Origin of the sequence: Paenarthrobacter sp. NPDC089714, from assembly GCF_044748905.1 — a bacterium.
Lineage (GTDB): Bacteria > Actinomycetota > Actinomycetes > Actinomycetales > Micrococcaceae > Arthrobacter.
This window is the reverse complement of the sequence record NZ_JBIVGX010000008.1, coordinates 122766-140322: the sequence shown is the minus strand read 5'-3', so window position 1 is coordinate 140322 and position 17557 is coordinate 122766. Positions and strand designations below refer to the sequence as shown.

21 protein-coding genes are annotated in these 17557 nt (G+C 63.8%); 8 read left to right on the top strand and 13 right to left on the bottom strand.

Going from position 1 to position 17557, the window contains the following annotated elements; genetic code table 11:
• Window positions 1–2: 2 nt before the first annotated feature.
• Both ACIPY3_RS15080 and ACIPY3_RS15075 read left to right on the top strand, forming a co-directional pair.
• Window positions 3–824, top strand: coding sequence for a cyclase family protein (locus ACIPY3_RS15080; RefSeq protein ID WP_400335293.1), 822 nt, complete (start codon window positions 3–5; stop codon window positions 822–824).
• Window positions 821–2515, top strand: coding sequence for a thiamine pyrophosphate-binding protein (locus ACIPY3_RS15075; protein ID WP_400335290.1), 1695 nt, complete (start codon window positions 821–823; stop codon window positions 2513–2515). Before ACIPY3_RS15080 ends, ACIPY3_RS15075 begins: the two co-directional genes overlap by 4 nt.
• A 79-nt stretch (window positions 2516–2594) precedes the next feature.
• Here the strand turns inward: ACIPY3_RS15075 and ACIPY3_RS15070 are convergent, their stop codons facing one another.
• Window positions 2595–3026: a universal stress protein gene (locus ACIPY3_RS15070; protein ID WP_400335288.1), complete on the bottom strand. Its 432-nt coding sequence runs from the start codon at window positions 3024–3026 to the stop codon at window positions 2595–2597.
• Window positions 3027–3216: 190 nt separating this feature from the next.
• Between ACIPY3_RS15070 and ACIPY3_RS15065 the strand changes: the two genes are divergently transcribed.
• The gene (locus ACIPY3_RS15065; RefSeq protein ID WP_400335286.1) at window positions 3217–3426 is read left to right on the top strand and encodes a dodecin; all 210 of its coding nucleotides are present in this window, start codon (window positions 3217–3219) and stop codon (window positions 3424–3426) included.
• A 21-nt stretch (window positions 3427–3447) separates the two neighbouring features.
• Here ACIPY3_RS15065 and ACIPY3_RS15060 read toward each other — a convergent pair whose 3' ends face one another.
• Window positions 3448–4335 (bottom strand): helix-turn-helix transcriptional regulator, encoded by an 888-nt coding sequence (locus tag ACIPY3_RS15060; RefSeq protein ID WP_400335284.1) that lies wholly within the window; start codon window positions 4333–4335, stop codon window positions 3448–3450.
• A 186-nt stretch (window positions 4336–4521) separates the two neighbouring features.
• On the opposite strand from ACIPY3_RS15060, the gene ACIPY3_RS15055 reads away from it, so the two are divergent.
• The 5 genes from ACIPY3_RS15055 to ACIPY3_RS15035 are packed head-to-tail and all read left to right on the top strand — an operon-like array spanning window position 4522 to window position 9300.
• The gene (locus ACIPY3_RS15055) at window positions 4522–5343 is read left to right on the top strand and encodes an aldo/keto reductase (protein ID WP_400335283.1); all 822 of its coding nucleotides are present in this window, start codon (window positions 4522–4524) and stop codon (window positions 5341–5343) included.
• 19 nt (window positions 5344–5362) lie between these two features.
• Complete coding sequence (locus tag ACIPY3_RS15050; RefSeq protein WP_400269946.1) at window positions 5363–6334, top strand: aldo/keto reductase; 972 nt, start codon at window positions 5363–5365, stop codon at window positions 6332–6334.
• A complete protein-coding gene (locus ACIPY3_RS15045) occupies window positions 6331–7383 on the top strand; it encodes an NAD-dependent epimerase/dehydratase family protein (protein ID WP_400335281.1) in 1053 nt (350 codons plus the stop codon). Before ACIPY3_RS15050 ends, ACIPY3_RS15045 begins: the two co-directional genes overlap by 4 nt.
• Before the next feature lie 45 nt (window positions 7384–7428).
• Complete coding sequence (locus ACIPY3_RS15040; RefSeq protein WP_400335279.1) at window positions 7429–8259, top strand: aldo/keto reductase; 831 nt, start codon at window positions 7429–7431, stop codon at window positions 8257–8259.
• 9 nt (window positions 8260–8268) lie between these two features.
• Window positions 8269–9300 carry a lactonase family protein gene (locus ACIPY3_RS15035; protein WP_400335277.1) on the top strand — a complete coding sequence of 344 codons (1032 nt, stop codon included), beginning with the start codon at window positions 8269–8271 and terminating at the stop codon, window positions 9298–9300.
• A gap of 68 nt (window positions 9301–9368) precedes the next feature.
• Here the strand turns inward: ACIPY3_RS15035 and ACIPY3_RS15030 are convergent, their stop codons facing one another.
• The 11 genes from ACIPY3_RS15030 to ACIPY3_RS14980 all read right to left on the bottom strand — a co-directional run bounded on the left by ACIPY3_RS15030 (window position 9369) and on the right by ACIPY3_RS14980 (window position 17551).
• Window positions 9369–9599, bottom strand: coding sequence for a hypothetical protein (locus ACIPY3_RS15030; RefSeq protein WP_400335275.1), 231 nt, complete (start codon window positions 9597–9599; stop codon window positions 9369–9371).
• Window positions 9596–9793 (bottom strand): hypothetical protein, encoded by a 198-nt coding sequence (locus tag ACIPY3_RS15025; protein WP_397325095.1) that lies wholly within the window; start codon window positions 9791–9793, stop codon window positions 9596–9598. Before ACIPY3_RS15025 ends, ACIPY3_RS15030 begins: the two co-directional genes overlap by 4 nt.
• A gap of 205 nt (window positions 9794–9998) precedes the next feature.
• The gene (locus tag ACIPY3_RS15020) at window positions 9999–11018 is read right to left on the bottom strand and encodes a hypothetical protein (protein ID WP_400335273.1); all 1020 of its coding nucleotides are present in this window, start codon (window positions 11016–11018) and stop codon (window positions 9999–10001) included.
• Between the two features lie 2 nt (window positions 11019–11020).
• Window positions 11021–11530 carry an RNA polymerase sigma factor gene (locus tag ACIPY3_RS15015; RefSeq protein ID WP_400335271.1) on the bottom strand — a complete coding sequence of 170 codons (510 nt, stop codon included), beginning with the start codon at window positions 11528–11530 and terminating at the stop codon, window positions 11021–11023.
• A gap of 180 nt (window positions 11531–11710) precedes the next feature.
• Window positions 11711–12754 carry a HoxN/HupN/NixA family nickel/cobalt transporter gene (locus ACIPY3_RS15010; RefSeq protein WP_400335269.1) on the bottom strand — a complete coding sequence of 348 codons (1044 nt, stop codon included), beginning with the start codon at window positions 12752–12754 and terminating at the stop codon, window positions 11711–11713.
• Window positions 12754–13455, bottom strand: coding sequence for an urease accessory protein UreD (locus tag ACIPY3_RS15005; protein ID WP_400335267.1), 702 nt, complete (start codon window positions 13453–13455; stop codon window positions 12754–12756). The genes ACIPY3_RS15010 and ACIPY3_RS15005 overlap by 1 nt, the downstream gene beginning before the upstream one ends.
• Window positions 13456–13694: 239 nt before the next feature.
• A complete protein-coding gene (ureG, locus tag ACIPY3_RS15000) occupies window positions 13695–14312 on the bottom strand; it encodes an urease accessory protein UreG (RefSeq protein ID WP_400335265.1) in 618 nt (205 codons plus the stop codon).
• A 13-nt stretch (window positions 14313–14325) separates the two neighbouring features.
• The gene (locus ACIPY3_RS14995; RefSeq protein ID WP_400335263.1) at window positions 14326–15006 is read right to left on the bottom strand and encodes an urease accessory protein UreF; all 681 of its coding nucleotides are present in this window, start codon (window positions 15004–15006) and stop codon (window positions 14326–14328) included.
• The gene (ureE, locus tag ACIPY3_RS14990; protein WP_400335261.1) at window positions 14987–15463 is read right to left on the bottom strand and encodes an urease accessory protein UreE; all 477 of its coding nucleotides are present in this window, start codon (window positions 15461–15463) and stop codon (window positions 14987–14989) included. The genes ACIPY3_RS14995 and ureE overlap by 20 nt, the downstream gene beginning before the upstream one ends.
• A 7-nt stretch (window positions 15464–15470) precedes the next feature.
• Entirely contained in the window at window positions 15471–17201 is a 1731-nt protein-coding gene (ureC, locus tag ACIPY3_RS14985) for an urease subunit alpha (RefSeq protein ID WP_400335258.1), read from the bottom strand.
• A complete protein-coding gene (locus ACIPY3_RS14980) occupies window positions 17198–17551 on the bottom strand; it encodes an urease subunit beta (protein WP_400335256.1) in 354 nt (117 codons plus the stop codon). The genes ureC and ACIPY3_RS14980 overlap by 4 nt, the downstream gene beginning before the upstream one ends.
• Between the last annotated feature and the right edge of the window lie 6 nt (window positions 17552–17557).

Genomic DNA, 17557 nt, shown 5'->3' with positions numbered 1-17557 from the left:
CAATGTCTGTTCTGGCCGGGCTTACTGCAGCCCTTTCCCAGGGTTCGGTGGAAATCATCGACCTCACCACCCCGCTCAGCTCCGAAACACCCATCTTGAACCTGCCGCAGCCGTTCGCGAACACGGTTGGCCTGTCGGTTTCTCCGGTGAGTAATTTCGACGACGCCGGCCCGGCTTGGGCGTGGAACGACGTCACGGTGGGCGAGCACGCCGGGACGCACCTGGATGCCCCGGTCCACTGGATCACGGGCAAGGACGGAAAGTCCGTGGATCAGATCGAACCGCACCGCCTGGTGGGGCCGCTGGTGGTGATTGATAAGACGTCCGAGGCTGCCGCTGATCCGGACTTCCTCCTGGAACCTGAGCATTTTGAGCAGTGGCAGGCCGAGCATGGGCTCTTTCCGGAGAACTGCTGGGTGATTTTCCGGACCGGTTGGGCGGCCCGGGGTTCCGACGCTGCGGCTTTCGTCAACGCGGACGACGCCGGTCCCCACACTCCGGGGGTCTCCGCGGCGGGTGCCAAGTGGCTTGCAGGCAACGCTTCGATCAGCGGTTTCGGGGTTGAAACTGTGGGCATCGACGCGGGCCAGGCAGGTTCCTTGGACCCGATGTTCCCCGTCCATTCGTTCCTCCTGGGCGCGGACAAGTACGGTGTGACCTCGCTCCGGAACGTGGACCGCTTGCCGGTCACCGGCGCCACGCTCGTTGTTGCACCGTTGCCGATCGTGGGTGGCACGGGCAGCCCGAGCCGGGTGTACGCGCTGGTGGAAAAGGGCACAGCGAAAAAGGGCACAGCGGAAAAGGGCGCGGTGGAGCGCGCATGAGCGGCGAGCCGGGGTTGAAGGGGCAGGTCAGGGTTTCCACGCTCGTCGCCCGGACGCTGGCGAAGCTCGGCGTCGGGCATGTCTTCGGGGTAGTGGGCTCCGGCAACTTCGATGTGACCGGCACCCTCATGGCCGAGGGCGTCCCGTTCACGGCGGCCCGGCACGAAGGCGGTGCCGCGACCATGGCCGACGCCTATGGGCGAATGTCCAGGAAGGTTGGTGTGGTCACCACGCACCAGGGCTGCGGACTGACCAACGCCATCACGGGAGTTGGCGAAGCCGCGAAGAGCCGCACGCCCATGATCGTGCTCACCGCGGACACCCAAGCCGCAGCCACAAGGTCCAATTTCAAGATCGACCAGGACGCACTCGCCCGGAGCGTCGGCGCGGTGGCCGAACGAATCCACTCCCCGGCCACGGCTGTTGCCGATACGGTCAGGGCGTTCCGGACCGCGGTCAATGAGCGGCGCACGGTGGTCCTCAGCCTGCCGCTGGATGTCCAAAGTGCCACCGCCGCGGACGAGGTGGGTGCCGTCGTCGTGCCTCAACCGCTGAAGGTGCGCCCCGACGCTGCCGCTGTCCAGGAACTGGTGGAATTGATCGCCGCGGCCGAGAGGCCCGTGTTCGTGGCCGGCCGCGGCGGGCGGGGTGCCCGGGAGGAGATCCTGGCACTGGCACGCCATGCCGGTGCGCTGGTGGCGACGTCCGCCGTGGCGAGCGGGCTGTTCAACGGCGACTCGCACAACCTCGGGATTTCCGGCGGGTTCTCCTCGCCCTTGACGGCTGAGCTGATCAGCGGCGCGGACCTGATTGTCGGCTGGGGGTGCACGCTGAATATGTGGACCATGCGGCACGGGAGGCTGATCTCGCCGGGCACCAAGGTGGTCCAGGTCGACGTCGAGGATGCCTCGCTGGGCGCCAATCGTCCCATCACGCTGGGTGTACTGGGTGATTCGGCGCTGACCGCGGCCGATGCGCTGGCGGTCTTGCAATCCGTCCAGGCGGAGCCGGTTGGGAAGTACCGCAGCGAGGAGAACGCCCTGGCCGTCAAGGAAGGCTCACGGTGGCGGGACGTGGAGACCCCGGACCTGTCCACTCCCACGAGGATTGACCCGAGGGTGCTGAGCCGGGAGTTGGATTCGTTGCTGCCTGCAGAGCGGATCGTGTCCGTGGATTCGGGCAACTTCATGGGCTATCCCAGCCAGTACCTTGCCGTGCCGGACGAGTTCGGGTTCTGCTTCACGCAGGCCTTCCAGGCGATCGGACTGGGCCTCTACACGGCAATCGGCGCGGCCGTGGCACAGCCGGACCGGCTGCCTGTGCTCGGCGCGGGTGATGGCGGGTTCCTCATGGGCATCAGCGAACTTGAAACCGCCGTGCGGATGAAGCTGCCGCTGGTGTGCATCGTCTACAACGACGCCGCGTACGGGGCCGAAGTGCATCACTTCGCACCCCAAGCGCCGGAAGAAAGCCTGGCCAGCGTGGTCTTCCCCGAGACCGACATCGCCGCTATCGCCCGTGGTTTCGGAGCAGACGGGGTGACCGTCCAAACTGAAAGTGACCTGGCCGCCGTCGAGCCCTGGCTGGCCGCCTACCGCGCCGGGACGCAAACCAAACCGCTCGTCATCGACGCCAAGATCGCGTCCGACGGCGGATCCTGGTGGCTGGCCGAGGCCTTCCAAGGCCACTAACCCCCCGGCCACCCAACTGAGTAGCAGTAGAGCGCGTTTTGACGGTTCAAAACGCGCTCTACTGCGACCTACTTGGGTACTAAGCGTCGACTTCCGTGTTCACGATGTACACGTCGCACGGAGCGCCGTGGGCAACGCTGTTCGCGATGCTGCCCAGGACGCGGCCGAGGCCCTTCATGCGCTTGTTGCCCACCACAATCAGGGTTGCCTTGTTCGCCTCGGCGTAGTTGATCAGCGCGCTGGCCGGGTTGCCACGGGCAGCGAAGTACTTGACCTTGCCTTCCGGAACATCGAGCTCCTCGGAGACTTTGCGGGCAACGTACTCGGCGGAGTCTGCCGAGGAAACGGTGATCCGGTCGCTGCCGCTGCCGAATTCCTCGATGCGGTCATCGGAGAACCCGCTGACCACATGCAGCTCGCCTCCGAGTGCGGTGGCCATCTTCGCTGCGGCAATGGCCGCCCGCTTGGCCGTTTCGCTGTTGTCAACGCCGACAACGATCACTTCTGACATGAGTGCTCCTCATAGATCGATTGGGTGGTGCTGCAAGAAAATCTACACGTCATCACCGGCAGGGACGAGCAATGACCAAGCCGGATAAAGATCTCTGGCCGCACGAAGATCCGTGGGCTAGTCTGCATGAACGGCCTGCCTGGCGGGTCCGATTTTCCGAAGGATTCGTATGACGATGATGAGGAGCACCATGTCCGGCCACACTTACAGCGTTTCCGAAATTGTAGGAACTTCCTCCGAGGGCGTTGACGACGCCATCAAGAACGGCATTGCCACCGCCTCCCAGACCCTGCGGAACCTGGATTGGTTCGAAGTGAAGGAAATCCGCGGCCACCTCGAGGACGGTGCCGTGGCTGACTGGCAGGTCACCATCAAGCTTGGCTTCCGTCTGGAACGCTAGGCCCCCGCTTCGAGCCGCTGGTTAATGCCGGTGTTCCTCGGGAACATCGGCATTAACTGTCACCTCGGAGGAACCCGCCTCGCCAAAGCTGCCCAGCAGCGTCAAAGCGTCCGACGACGGCGAACCGGCCTTCGCGGAATACACCCTCAGGTGCTGGTCGGCGTCGTCCGGGAGACCCAGGGTTTCAAAGTTCAGTTCGAGGTCGCCCACCAAAGGATGGTGCAACCGGACGGTGCCTGCCGAGCGCGTGGCAACCCGGTGACCTGCCCACCATTGGCGGAAATGTTCGCTGTGGACGGCGAGTTCACCCACGAGCTGGTTGGTCTGGGGATCGTTGGGGTGGCGTCCCACATCCATCCGCAACGAACCCACAGCCTCGGCAGCCACGGTTTTCCAATCACGGAACAACGTTCCTGCCCGCGTGTCGAGGATCAGCCAACGCGTCAGGTTGCGCTCGGCGGAAGGCAAGGAGGTGAAATCCGTAAACAGCAGGCTTGCCATGCGGTTGGCAGCCAGTACGTCCGTCCTGCGGCCCAGGACCATGGCCGGGACATCGCCCACGGCATCAAGCAATTGCCGGATCGCCGGACGTACCTTCTGCACCGGGCCCGGGCCAGCTGCAGAATTGGCACAGTGGGCCAACAGGTCCATCATGTGCGCCTGCTCCCCTGCATCCAGGCGGAGGGCACGGGCCACGGAATCAAGGACCGCCTTGGACGGATGGATGTTCCGGCCCTGTTCCAGCCGCGTGTAGTAGTCGGTGCTGACACCGGACAACCTGGCAACTTCCTCGCGGCGAAGGCCCGGAACCCTGCGGGAGCCGGTGGAACCCAAGGCGCCGGCGTCCTCCGGTGAGAGGCGCGCACGCATGACTTTGAGGAATTTTCCGAACTCGGCGCTTTGACCCATCCCTCCATTCTGCCCGCGCCCTCGCCCGCGAGGCCACCACTTTGGGTAGGACTGCCAGACCTAGGAAAAACAGGATCACGCAGCGGGGCTGACTCACGGATGAAATCTGCATAGGCTCAGTACAGAGCCCATTGAAAACGCTTTCTGGAATCGCGGCTTTACCTGAATCATTCGAAGGAGACTTTCATGCCAGAGCTGACCTTGAACAACGGCGTCACCATCCCGCAGCTCGGATTCGGCGTCTTCCAGGTTCCTCCCGGAGAGACGCAGAAGGTGGTGGAAGACGCGCTTGAGGCCGGGTACCGCCACATCGATACCGCCGCCGCCTACCGCAATGAGGCCGGCGTTGGCGCAGCCATCGCGGCCTCGGGCCTTTCCCGCGAAGAACTCTTCATCACCACCAAGCTCCGTAACGGCGAGCAGGGCGAGGCCTACGACGCCTTCCAGCGAAGCCGCGAGGCATTGGGCCTGGAAGTCGTGGACCTGTACCTCATCCACTGGCCGGTCCCGTCGCAGGGGCTGTACACCCAGGCCTGGAAGGAGATGGAGAAGCTCCACCAGGACAAGCAGATCCGCGCCATCGGTATCTCCAACTTCCTTTCGGACCATGTGGACACCCTGCTCAAGGAAGCCGATGTGGTTCCCGCAGTGAACCAGATCGAACTCCACCCGACGTTCCAGCAGGCGGACCTGGCCACGAAGTGCCGCGGCTTGGGCATCGCCGTCGAGGCCTACAGCCCGCTGGGCCAGGGCAAGGACCTGAACGCCGAGCAAGTGGCCCTGGTTGCGGCCGCCCACGAGACCACCCCGGCACAGGTCATCCTGGCGTGGCACCTCGCCCAAGGCACCATCGTGATCCCCAAGTCGGCCGACTCGGCACGCATGCGCGAGAACCTCGGCGCAGCAGACCTGAGCCTCACGGAATCCGAACTTGCCGCCGTCACCGCACTGGAGGCGGGCGCCCGCATCGGTTCCGACCCCGCCGTCGCCGCTTTCACACAGTTCTAGAGAGAAGGACGTAACTGACATGCAGTACACGCACCTGGGCCGCTCCGGCCTCAAAGTTTCCCGGCTGTGCCTCGGCACCATGAACTTCGGCCCCAAGACCGAAGAAGCGGCCTCCCATTCGATCATGGATTCCGCCCTGGATTCCGGCATCAACTTTTTCGATACCGCCAACGTCTACGGTGGCACCGAACACCGCGGCTGGACCGAGGAGATCATCGGACGCTGGTTCGCGAAGGGCGGCGAGCGCCGCGAACGGACCGTCCTCGCCACCAAGCTCTACGGCACCATGACGGACCGGCCGAATGAATCGAAGCTGTCCGCACTCAATATCCGGCGGGCCCTCGATGCCAGCCTGAAGCGCCTCCAGACGGACTACATCGATATCTACCAGTTCCACCACATCGACCGCGATACTCCGTGGGACGAGATCTGGCAGGCCATTGAGGTAGCCGTCCAGCAGGGCAAGATCCTGTACTCCGGCAGCAGCAACTTTGCCGGTTGGCACATCGCGCAGGCCCAGGAAGCCGCGCGCCGCCGCAACTACACCGGCCTGGTCAGCGAGCAGTCCATCTACAACCTGTTCCGCCGGGAACTTGAGCTCGAAGTCATCCCCGCAGCCCAGCAGTACGGGCTGGGCCTCATTCCCTGGTCTCCCTTGCAGGGTGGCCTTCTGGGCGGTGTGCTGAAGCAGCAGGAACAGGGCGTCCGCCGCTCCGAGGGACGGGCCCTGGAGACCCTCAAAAAGCACGAGGACCAGATCCGGCAGTACGAAGACTTCGCCGATGAACTGGGACACGCGCCCGGCGATGTCGCTTTGGCCTGGCTGCTCCACCAGCCGGCCGTGACTGCACCGATCGTGGGCCCACGCACGCAGGAGCAGCTGGACTCCGCCATCCGCGCGCTGGATGTCACCCTCAACGACGATGCCCTCAAGCGGCTGGATGACATCTTCCCGGGCCACCGCCCCGCACCCGAGGACTACGCCTGGTGAGCAGCGTCCTCCCCGAAACGGGCACCGTCCCGCCCCGGAACATCCTGTTCATTGGCGGGACCGGCGTCATCAGTGCGGCGGCGGCTGAACGCGCCGTTGCATTGGGCCACCGGCTGACCATCCTCAACCGCGGACGGTCAGCCGGGCGGCCGGTTCCTGAGGGCGCCGAGGTTCTCCATGCGGATGTGCGCGACCCCGCGGCCGTGCGGGAGGTGCTTGGCGGACGGGAGTTCGACGCCGTTGCGGACTTCATCTCCTACGCTCCCGATCAGGCGCGGGCCGGCTTGGACTTGTTCCGCGGGCGGACAGGACAGTACGTGTTCATCAGTTCCGCTTCCGCCTACCAGAAGCCGCCAACTACCCTGCCGATCCGGGAGTCCACGCCCCTGAAGAACCCTTTTTGGCAGTACTCAAGGGACAAGATTGCCTGCGAGGAGATCTTCTTCGAGGCTTATCGGGAGCAGGATTTCCCGGTGACGGTGGTACGTCCTTCGCACACTTATGACCGCACCAAGATTGCGATGGTGGGCGGCTGGACAGACATTCACCGGATGCGCGCCGGACTGCCGGTCATGGTGCATGGGGATGGAACGTCGCTCTGGACGCTGACCCACAGCCGTGACTTCGCGAAGGCCTTTGTTGGGCTCCTTGGCCGGCCGCAGGCAATCGGCGAAAGCTACACCATCACCTCGGACGAGTTCCTTCCCTGGAACCAGGTGTACCGTTTGTTTGCGCGGGCCGCGGGGGTTCCCGAACCGGAGTTGTTCCACGTTTCCTCGGAGACAATTGCTGCCCACAGCCCTGAACTCGGGCCGAACCTGCTGGGCGACCGGTCCCATTCCGTGGTGTTCGACAACTCAAAGATCAAGGCATTGGTTCCGGATTACGCGGCGACCATTCCCTTCGCCGACGGTGCCAGGGAGATCGTGGACTGGCATGACAGGCACCCTGAACTGCAAGTGGTGAACCAGGAGTTCATGGAGTTGGCTGACAGGCTCCATGACTGGTCGCGCCGCAGCTTGTTGCCAACAACTGCCTCACCAGCGTAGAAAACAAGTAACCTTTCTTTCGTTTCAGCAAAGGAGATCGCGCCCATGGCCGCTGCCCCGCTCATCGAACTCAACGATGGCTTCAAGATCCCCCAGTTGGGCCTAGGCACGTGGCCGCTGAACGATGCCCAGGTTGCGGAGGCCGTGGTGGAGGCCGTCTCCCATGGCTACCGGCACATCGATACCGCGGTGAAATACGGGAACGAGAGCGGCGTTGGCGATGGAATTCGGAGGAGCGGCGTCAATCGGGACGAACTGTTCATCACCACCAAGCTCGACGGTGAATTCCAGGGCTCCGGCAAGGCCGTTGCGGGCCTGGACGGCTCCCTCAAGCGGCTGGGCCTGGACTTCGTGGACCTGCTGTTGATCCACTGGCCGCTGCCGCGCCGCGACGAGTTCGTCTCCACGTGGAAGACGTTCGAGGAATTGCAGGCTTCGGGCAAGGTCCGCTCCATTGGGGTTTCCAACTTCAAGCCTGCACATTTGGACCGGCTCTTCGCAGAGACGGACATCATCCCGGCGGTCAACCAGATCCAGGTGAGCCCGTCGATCCCCCGTGCCTTGGCCCGCGAATTCAACCAGAGCCACGGCATCGTCACGGAGTCCTACAGCCCACTGGGTGCCAGCAGCGAACTGCTCAATGCCCCGGTGCTGGCCAAGATCGGCGAAAAGCACGGCAAGTCGCCCGGCCAGGTGGTTCTCCGCTGGCATGTTCAGCAAGGCTTGGTGGCGATACCGAAGACCGCCAATCCGCAGCGCATGCAGGAGAACCTGGACGTTTTCGGCTTCGAGCTGGACCAGGACGATCTTGCTGGCCTGCAAACCCTCGACGGCGGCCCGGACGCGGGCGTCGACTCCGATGTCCAGGGACACTGAGCGCCGCTGATGACCACTGTGCTTTGGACCGGTTGCTACACCGCCGACCGCGACGGCAACGGCGAAGGAATCGGCGCGCTGACCGCCGATGACAAGGGCGGACTCACTCACCTGGGCCTGGCCGTTACCGCCAATTCGCCGTCTTTCCTGGCCGTGCATCCCAGCCGACCCGTGGTCTACGCGGTTGCCGAGGAGGGCAAGATGGTGCGGGCCTTCCGGCGGACCGGGGTGGCTGAACTGGAGCCGTTCGGCGAACCTTGGCCTGCCGGGGAGGCGGCGTGCCACGTTGCCGTGGATCCCCAGGGCCGCTTCATCGTCGTCACCTGCTGGGGTGACGGGCAAGTGATCCTTTACGAACTGGACGACGACGGCGCCATCACCTCGCGCGCCAGTGCGGAGGCCGCCGTCGACCCCCACCGCACCGATGGGGACGAGCCGCGGCCCAGCCGCGCACATTCGTCACTGATGCTTCCCGACGGCCGGATCCTCACAACCGATCTGGGGCATGACCTGGTCCGCGTCTGGACATACCGAGCCAGCGAGGGGCTCAGTTCCGACCACCACGTTGTGTTGCCCAAGGGCTCCGGCCCACGGCACATGGCCAGGCACTCGAGCGGCACGGTTTTCGTGGACACCGAATACTCCGTCGAGGTGGCCGCGATCCGGCCGGGGCCCCAGGGAATCCTTGAGCTCGCCGAGGTGATTCCCGCCAGCGTGAACAAGGCGTACGACGGCGACTCGGCGGCTGAGATTGCCCTCTCACCGGACGGCCGCTTCGCCTACGTTGGAGTGCGCGGCTCCAACCGGATCTGCGTCCTGCAGGTCGGCAGCGACGGCGGCCTGGCACCGATGGCCGATGTACCCAGCGGCGGTGACCGGCCACGGCATCACCTGCTCCGCGACGGCTGGCTGTACGTGGCGCACGAAGGCTCCAACGACGTCGTAAGTTTCAGCCTGGACCCGAACACCGGACTGCCGGACGGCCCTGTCAGCCGCGTGGAGACCGGCTCGCCAAGTGCGCTGATCCCAGCCGTCCCTTAAACGCCGAGCTGGCATTGAGTGCCAATGCTCCGCTCAAACATTGGCACCAAATGCCAGCTCGGTGATTCCTAGGCGGCCCACACCTCAACATCGTCGGTGCCGCAGAGGAGTTTGCGGCCACCCGGCTCCAGGACAACCCACAGGAGTTCCTGGTGCTGGGAAATGTCGTCTACCCGTCCTGTTCCCGCGCCCCAGGCTACGTCGTAGATCCACACCGGGTCTCCGGACTTCAGCCCGGTCCATTCGGTGGCGGGAACGTGCCGGTAGTCCTCCGGCCTGCTGAGGATGCTCCTGCTCATGCCGAAATATCGGCGGCTGAACGGCGCCGCCACACCGTGGCAACCCCGTTGTGCGCCGGCAGGACGTGCCCCTCCGGGAAAACCTGGACGGCATCCGGCTCGGAATCCGGGCTCCACAAGCCCGACGCCGGGCAGTGGGAACCGGTGGGCATGACGCGGGTGGCTCGTTCGCGCAGGAGGGCGATGCTCTTCATCGTTGAATCTCATCCTTGGTAGCTGGGTATGGTGCAGTGTGAAGCAGATCTCCTCAACCCTATGAAACTTGGACGCCCTTTGTTATGGGCAAATGCATAAGGTTTGTGCACAGTGCCGTGCACTTGACCAGCACAATCGAGCGCTTGATACGCCAAAAGGCCCGCAGGTCCCCACATCGGGGTCCTGCGGGCCTTCTTTTTGCGTCTACTTGTAGCTCAGGCTGAGCAGCATCGCCTTGAGCTGCGCGTACTGCTGCGTGCCCATCCAGGCCTTCGCTGCGGCGGGGGTGGCGAAGGTGGGCTGCTTTTCGAAGTCGAAGTACACGTAGGCGTTCATCATGCCGTTCCCCAGCGGAACCTGGTTGGTGCCGGATGTTGTGAGCCCGGGTTCCAGCATGGAGGCAACCCGCACGTCCATCGCGTAGTACGGAGGCCCGTCAACAGGTCCAGTGCGCGGCGAAGGCATTCCCTCATAGGCCGGGCCGTCGTAAGGGACGTATTGCGACTGGTTCGAGAAGAATCCAAACTCCACTCGCTCCCCTGTGGTTGCTTTTACACCGGAAACCACGGCACGGTCGTACACCGTTCGGTCCACATTGCCTGCCGTGCCATCTCCGTACATGCCGCTGTTGATGATCGCCACCTTGGCGCCCGACTCGTCGAAGATGGTCGCTCCAACGGACGCAGCCTTGGCCTCCTCCGAAAGGTATGGCCCCTGCTCCGTCGTTACAGTCCAACCAGCCGGATAGGTGAAGGACAGATGCCCGTCAGGGAAGGTGAACGTTTTGAGTGTTGGAGCCTGCACCGGCGGGACGACCGGAGCCGTGGCCACAGCGGATGTGGTGGGCGTCGGCACTTGGGTGCTTGCCGCCGTCGGGGTTTCCGAAGGCGTCGCGGACGGTCTGGGGGTGGCCGATGCCGTAGCCGAAGCGGTGGGAGTGGGCTTATCCACGGTCACTGCCGGCGCAGGCATGGAGCTGGCCGGGCCGAAGTTCGAGGCCACCAACACACCGGCCGTGACTGCGGCCGCCCCCAACAGCAGGCCGCCGGCAATCCGCGCTTTGCGGAGTCGGCGTTCCTCCAGCGACGGGACGCTCTTCAGCGGGTTCGTGTCGCTGTAAACCGTGGAGCCGGAGAGCATCTTGTGCAGGGCTTCTTCGCCGTTTGGCTCCGTGGCGGGATCGAACGGGTCGATTGCGGCAATCTGGTTCTTGATCGGATCCATTGTCAGACCCCCAACTTTTCTGTAGTCGTCTCGGAACCTGCAGGCAGTTGTTTCCGGAAAGCGGTCCGGGCTCGGTGCAGCCGGACCTTTGCAGCCGATTCGCTGCACTGGAGGACCTGGGCGATTTCGGCGCACCCCAAACCGTCCCAGTAAGCCAATTGAAGGATGTCGCGGTCCTTCTCACGCAGCCGTGCCATCGCGTCCTGGACCGCCACGTTGCCGGAGTCATCCCCGAACCGCTGCACCGCCGTCGTACGCAACTTTTCCTGGAGTGCGTGCTGGCGGTCGCGGCTGCGGTAGGCATTACCTACCAGGTTGCGGGCAATGCTCAACAAATAGGGAAGCTCTGGCCGGCTGTCATCGGACCATTTCTGCCACACCACCCGGAAGACGTCGGCGGCGATTTCCTCTGCCACCTCTACCGACTCGACGCGTCGGCCAACAAACCTGAAGACGGCTGGGTAGCTGTCTTTATGAATGGCGATAAACGCCAATTCGCGCTCGGAAAGCACGATTTCCCCCTGATATTTAGTGCCCGGAACTGCAGGATACCCCTATAGTTTCCGGCCGCCGCCCCCGGGTTACAGTCTGCGCGAAGATTCTGCTGGATCATTCGCAACCGCACCCGAAGGAGGCCCGGATTTGCGCGGCTTACTGGGGGAGCCAGGCGAATGATCCAGCAAAAAAACGTTCTAGCCGCGCAAGGTGGCTCGCCCACGCCACGCGGAGACAGCCCACACCAGCAATAGCAAGGCCACCAGGATCAAGCCGGCGTCCCCGAGGTCGATCTCCCCGAGCCACGTGGTCAGGGGATCTTCGAGGTCAAAGGCGGCGTTCACGAACCCGCCCAGCGTGATCACTGAGATGAACAGGGCCGAAACTGCAGAGATGCCCGTGATCACGGCGTTGAAGCCCAGTTTGCGCTGCGGGTTGTGGATGGCCGATGTGTACATCCTCATCATGGCCACGCCGTTCGCGGAGTCGCACAGGGTCATGGCCGCAGTGAATGCCAACGGGAGGGCCATCAACGCGAGGGGCGAGACTCCGGCGAGCGACGCCGTCGTGGTGATGACCAGCAGCCCGATGGTGGTGGCGGTATCGAATCCCAAGCCGAACAGGAAACCGATCACGTAGATGTTCCGCGGCCGCTGCACCTTGGACAGCGGCTTGGCGAGGAGCCGGGCCACGAAGCCTTTCGCTTCGAGATCCTCCGGGCGGACCTCACCCCCGGACTGGACGTTGCGGTAGACCTGCGTTGCGCGAATAAATGCCGAGCCGTTGAACAACCCCATGACCAGCAGGAACAGGCCGGACACACCACTGCCGATCAGCCCCAGGACCTTGTTGCCGGTGGTGCCGTCCTCCATGAACTGCCCGATCATTGTGGCACCCGCCACCACCAGCAAACCGGCCAGGACCACCACGGAACTGTGGCCCAGGCTGAAAGCGAAACCGACGCTCACCGGGTCCTTGCGTTGCGCTACGAACTTCCGGGTGGAGTTGTCGATCGCGGCGATGTGGTCCCAGTCGTAGCTGTGCTTGATGCCGGCCACGTACGCGGTGACCACCAGGCCAAGAGCCAGCGGTTGCGCGCTGCCGGCCGAGCCCACCAGCAGAAGCACGACGGCGGCAGCATGCAAAGCGGCTACGGCACCGAACGTGAAAAGCAGCCGGGTTCGCAAGGATAGCGTGTCCCGCTCCCGGTACATGGCGGCGAACTCAGTCAGTGTTGTCATTAATACTTCCTTAGGTTGAAGGGCTCCTGCCCAAACCAGCGCTTCCGCAGAAGGCCTGTGCAGGCGCCCAGCAATTCGTTGAGTTCCTGGGTGCTGTTCGACAACGATCGCAATATCAGGCCGGTGGTCCCGCCAACGCTGATGGTCAATGAAACACCCGAATGTGCGTTGTAGTCACGGATTATCCGGTCCAGTTGGTCGGCCAACTCCTGGTCCACCCGCGGGTCCACCACAATGAGCGAGCCAAGATGGCTGAAGCCCTCCATGAACCCCATGCCCGTCACGTCACTTAGTGGAGGACGGACCAGGAGGTTGTCGAGGGCAAGCAGCTTGGCGCCGTCCGGGGTTTCGACCCGGATCTCGTTCCGGAGCCGCAATTCCTCGTACTTGAAGTCGGCGCCGTCGGGCGACCAGCCCGGCGTGATGACTTCGGCCATGACAAGGCTCGACGTCGGGTGGAGGCTGATGTGCGAAACCTGCCTGTAGCTGGCCTCCCGGTACGCAATGAGCTGGTCCGGAACCAGCTCCAGCCGCGCACCCTCCCCCAGCCGCAAGCCCATGCGCTGCTCGGCAAACGACCCTGGTGTCCGATAGATCTTGGTAGCCGACTGCGTAGTGAGAAGCAGGTCAGCCCCGGCCTCCACCTCCACATCGATCAGGAACAGATCCGCCCCCAAATAGGCCCCGCCAGGATTGACCATGACATAGCAAACCTGCCCACTCTGGTCCAAGTAGTGCGGCCGCAAAACCCGCAAAGCCCCCTCATGGAACTGATGCACTGCGACCGACCGGCCGGCTCGCTCGGCGATGCGCAACTGGAGTTGGCCCATAGGCGACCTGACCTCCGAGGCGGCTGAGCCGGATTTTTGGGCCGCGGCGTGGCGGGCATCGCGAAGCGGGCACGGCCCAAAATCCGGCGAAGCCGCCGTCCCCAGCACCCTCACTGTGCCAAGTCGAGCATGAGGACGTCCCGCTTGATCCAGCCCAGGACCTCCTCCAGCCCCTCATCCGTCTTCAGGTTCGTAAAGCAGAACGGCTTATTGCCGCGGAATTCCTTGGAGTCCCGTTCCATGATGGACAGGTCCGCTCCAACATGCGGGGCCAGGTCTGTCTTGTTGATGATGAACAGATCGGACTTGATCATCCCCTGCCCGGCCTTGCGGGGAATTTTCTCGCCCTGCGCTACGTCAATGATGTAGATCGAGAAGTCCACCAGTTCGGGGCTGAACGTGGCGGAGAGGTTGTCGCCGCCGGATTCGACGAAGATCACCTGCAGGTCCGGATGCCGCTGTTTGAGCTGCTCGATCGCGGCAGTGTTCATGGACGTGTCTTCACGGATGGCGGTGTGCGGGCACCCGCCGGTTTCGACGCCGATGATCCGGTCCTCGGGCAGAATTCCATTCGCAGCGAGGATTTTGGCGTCCTCGATCGTGTAGATGTCGTTGGTGATGGCGGCCATGGAGATGTCGCCGCTCATGTGGCGGGTAATGCGCTCCACGAGCTGGGTCTTTCCTGCTCCGACGGGTCCGCCGATGCCGATGATGATGGGCTCAGTCATGTGTCCTCCTTGGTTAGCTCATGAACATGCGGGCGCGTTGCCGCTCGTGCCGCATTTGTGAAATTTCCAGTCCGGGGCTCACTACCCCGAAGTCGTCCCAGCTGAGGTGCGGGACAACCTCGACGGCGGCAGCAACGGCGTCGTGCGCGTTCCGCAGCACCCGCTGCCCGGCGTTCTGGCCGAGCGGGATGGCGCGTACCGCGTTTTGCGTGAGTGAGGTGACGGTCGCGAAGAAGTACGCGGCCAATGCCTCGCCGAGCGGCACCCCGAGCGAACGCGCGACGACGGCGAACGCCAGCGGCTGATGACCGGCGGCACGGCCTCCACTCACCAAGGTGCGGTAGGTGTCGAGTTCGGGAGAGGGGAACACCTCGCGCCCGATCTCGAGCAAACGGCCACCCATTTTGCAGGAGGCCTCGCGGACCTCGCGCGCCAGGAGGGTTCCGCTCAGGATCTGGTCCAGCTCCGCCAGGTCAACGCCCTCATAGTGGAACCTGATCGCCAGGCCTTCCGAATACGTCAGCTGTTGTGCCACGAAAGCACCCAGCCAACGTCCGAAGGACGCCTCGTCCGCCACGAGTTCGCGATCGATGTACGTTTCGAATCCGAGGGAATGGGCAAAAGCACCTGTGGGCAACGCGGAGTCGGTCAGTTGCTGAAGCGCCAGCTGGTAATCAGTGCGTGTGTTCTGCATGGCGGAAGGGCACCGGCATCACCCGCTCCTGCCTCTCATAGGGCACGCCAACATGCTTGAGATAGTCCTCGACGGTGTGGTCGTACTGGCACACCATGACTTCGGCGCCGTATTCGGAGGACGCGTCGAAGAACTGTGCCTGCAAGTGCCGGTTGCCCAGGGAGTGTGCCACGACGCCCATTTCGTGGATGGTGCGGGGCGCGATCACCAGCACGTCGCTGGGCAGCACGGAGATGACAATCAGGTTGGCCTCTTCGATGGCGAGGATGTCTCCGTCGCGAAGGTCGCCGGTTCCGGAAGGGAGGCGGATGCCGAGTTCCTTGCCGTGGTCCGTGGTAACGCGTTGGATGCGCTTGACCAGCAGCGCGCTGGGGAGCACCACTTTTTCCTTGTGGTGTCCCGCGTAGGTGTTGTGGGGCAGCTCGTGGAGGTTGCCCAGGATTTTTTCGATGATCATGGTTGTCCTAGAAGAGGAAGTAGCGCTGCGCCATGGGCAGCACATCGGAGGGTTCGCAGGTCGCTTCGACGCCGTCCACGGTGACCTTGTAGGTTTCGGGATCCACCACGATGTCCGGGGTTTCGCCGTTGTGCTTCAAATCCGCTTTGCGTACGCCGCGGATTCCGCTGACAGGACGGATGACCCGTTCCAGGCCAAGTTCCCCGGGGACCCCGGCCTCAATGGCAGCCTTGGACAGGAACGTGATGGACGATTGCTGGAGGGCCTTGCCGTACGTGGCGAACATGGGCCGCATAGTGCGTGGCTGGGGTGTAGGGATGGAACCGTTGGAATCGCCCATGAGGGCATAGGCGATCTGGCCGCCCTTGATCACCACTTCCGGTTTCACACCGAAGAACGCCGGATCCCACAGCACCAGGTCCGCGAACTTTCCGGGTTCCACTGAGCCGATACTGTCCGCCATGCCCTGCGCGATGGCCGGGTTGATGGTGTATTTGGCCACGTAGCGCTTGAGTCGGAAGTTGTCGCTGTCCGGCGAGCCGTGCACGGCACCGGAAGGATCCTGCAGAACTCCGCGTTGGCGCTTCATCGCGTCGGCCACTTGCCAAGTCCGCGTGACCACTTCGCCCACGCGGCCCATGGCCTGGGAGTCGGAGGAGGTGATCGCGAAGACGCCAAGATCGTGGAGCACGTCTTCGGCGGCGATGGTTTCGGCCCGGATGCGGGAGTCCGCGAACGCCACGTCCTCGGGAATGTCCGGGTTGAGGTGGTGGCAGACCATGAGCATGTCCAGGTGCTCTTCGATGGTGTTCTTCGTGTACGGCAGCGTGGGATTGGTGGAAGCCGGAAGGACGTTGGGCAGCCCGGCGATCTTGATGATGTCCGGGGCGTGGCCGCCGCCGGCGCCTTCGGTGTGGAAGGTGTGGATGACCCGTCCGTCAATCGCAGCAATGGTGTCTTCCACGAAACCGCACTCGTTCAGGGTGTCGGTGTGGATGGCCACCTGGATGTCGTATTCGTCGGCCACGCGCAGGGACATGTCGATGGACGAGGTGGTGGCACCCCAGTCCTCATGGACTTTGAGGCCGACGGCACCTGCGCGGATCTGCTCTGCGAGGGGCTCGACGGCGGATGCGTGGCCCTTCCCGAAGATGCCGATGTTGATGGGCAGTCCTTCAACAGCCTGCAGCATCCGGGAGATGTGCCAAGGGCCGGGGGTGATGGTGGTGGCCTTGCTGCCCTCGGCAGGTCCGGTTCCACCACCGACCATGGTGGTCACGCCGTTGCAGAGCGCGGTGGGGACCTGCTCCGGGGAGATGTAGTGGATGTGGGTATCGATGCCGCCGGCGGTGAGGATCTTCCGCTCCCCCGCGATGATCTCGGTACTGGCACCGATCACGATGTCCACACCATCGGTGATCTGCGGGTTGCCGGCCTTGCCGATCTTGAAGATGTGGCCAGCCTTGAGGGCAACATCGGCCTTGTAGATACCGGTGTAGTCCAACACGATCACGTTGGTGATGACGGTATCCGGAATGTCCTCCGCGCGGGTCAACTGCCCGTTCTGGCCCATGCCGTCGCGGATCACCTTGCCGCCGCCGAACACCACTTCCTCGCCGTACGCTGTGTAATCCTTCTCGATCTCGAGGAACAGCTCCGTGTCCGCCAAGCGGATGGCATCGCCGGTGGTGGGGCCGTAAAGCTCGGAGTATTGCTTGCGTGAAATCTCGAAGCTCATTCAGCGTCTCCTTCGGTGACGGGCGCACCCGGGCGCGTGCCGCCGTCGAGCTTTCCATTAATTGCGTTACGCAGCCCGAAGACTTCGCGTGTACCCGCCAAATTGATCAAGTGGACGGTCTTGGTGTCGCCGGGTTCGAAGCGTGCTGCGGTGCCGGCAGGGATGTCGAGGCGGCGGCCATAGGCGGCCTCGCGGTCGAATTCGAGGGCGCCGTTCGCTTCGGCAAAGTGGTAGTGCGAACCGATCTGGACGGGACGGTCGCCGCGGTTCACTACCTCGACGGCGATCGCGTCACGGCCGCTGTTGCAGACGATGGCTCCGGTTTGGAGCCGGTACTCTCCGGGGATCATGCGGGC

Bases quoted from the DNA above. Each gene is read 5' to 3' on its own strand.
- ACIPY3_RS15080 (WP_400335293.1), top strand. From the start codon at position 3: ATGTCTGTTCTGGCCGGGCTTACTGCAGCCCTTTCCCAGGGTTCGGTG.
- ACIPY3_RS15075 (WP_400335290.1), top strand. From the start codon at position 821: ATGAGCGGCGAGCCGGGGTTGAAGGGGCAGGTCAGGGTTTCCACGCTC.
- ACIPY3_RS15070 (WP_400335288.1), bottom strand. From the start codon at position 3,026: ATGTCAGAAGTGATCGTTGTCGGCGTTGACAACAGCGAAACGGCCAAG.
- ACIPY3_RS15065 (WP_400335286.1), top strand. From the start codon at position 3,217: ATGTCCGGCCACACTTACAGCGTTTCCGAAATTGTAGGAACTTCCTCC.
- ACIPY3_RS15060 (WP_400335284.1), bottom strand. From the start codon at position 4,335: ATGGGTCAAAGCGCCGAGTTCGGAAAATTCCTCAAAGTCATGCGTGCG.
- ACIPY3_RS15055 (WP_400335283.1), top strand. From the start codon at position 4,522: ATGCCAGAGCTGACCTTGAACAACGGCGTCACCATCCCGCAGCTCGGA.
- ACIPY3_RS15050 (WP_400269946.1), top strand. From the start codon at position 5,363: ATGCAGTACACGCACCTGGGCCGCTCCGGCCTCAAAGTTTCCCGGCTG.
- ACIPY3_RS15040 (WP_400335279.1), top strand. From the start codon at position 7,429: ATGGCCGCTGCCCCGCTCATCGAACTCAACGATGGCTTCAAGATCCCC.
- ACIPY3_RS15035 (WP_400335277.1), top strand. From the start codon at position 8,269: ATGACCACTGTGCTTTGGACCGGTTGCTACACCGCCGACCGCGACGGC.
- ACIPY3_RS15030 (WP_400335275.1), bottom strand. From the start codon at position 9,599: ATGAGCAGGAGCATCCTCAGCAGGCCGGAGGACTACCGGCACGTTCCC.
- ACIPY3_RS15025 (WP_397325095.1), bottom strand. From the start codon at position 9,793: ATGAAGAGCATCGCCCTCCTGCGCGAACGAGCCACCCGCGTCATGCCC.
- ACIPY3_RS15020 (WP_400335273.1), bottom strand. From the start codon at position 11,018: ATGGATCCGATCAAGAACCAGATTGCCGCAATCGACCCGTTCGATCCC.
- ACIPY3_RS15010 (WP_400335269.1), bottom strand. From the start codon at position 12,754: ATGACAACACTGACTGAGTTCGCCGCCATGTACCGGGAGCGGGACACG.
- ACIPY3_RS15005 (WP_400335267.1), bottom strand. From the start codon at position 13,455: ATGGTCAATCCTGGCGGGGCCTATTTGGGGGCGGATCTGTTCCTGATC.
- ureG (WP_400335265.1), bottom strand. From the start codon at position 14,312: ATGACTGAGCCCATCATCATCGGCATCGGCGGACCCGTCGGAGCAGGA.
- ACIPY3_RS14995 (WP_400335263.1), bottom strand. From the start codon at position 15,006: ATGCAGAACACACGCACTGATTACCAGCTGGCGCTTCAGCAACTGACC.
- ureE (WP_400335261.1), bottom strand. From the start codon at position 15,463: ATGATCATCGAAAAAATCCTGGGCAACCTCCACGAGCTGCCCCACAAC.
- ureC (WP_400335258.1), bottom strand. From the start codon at position 17,201: ATGAGCTTCGAGATTTCACGCAAGCAATACTCCGAGCTTTACGGCCCC.
- ACIPY3_RS14980 (WP_400335256.1), bottom strand. From the start codon at position 17,551: ATGATCCCCGGAGAGTACCGGCTCCAAACCGGAGCCATCGTCTGCAAC.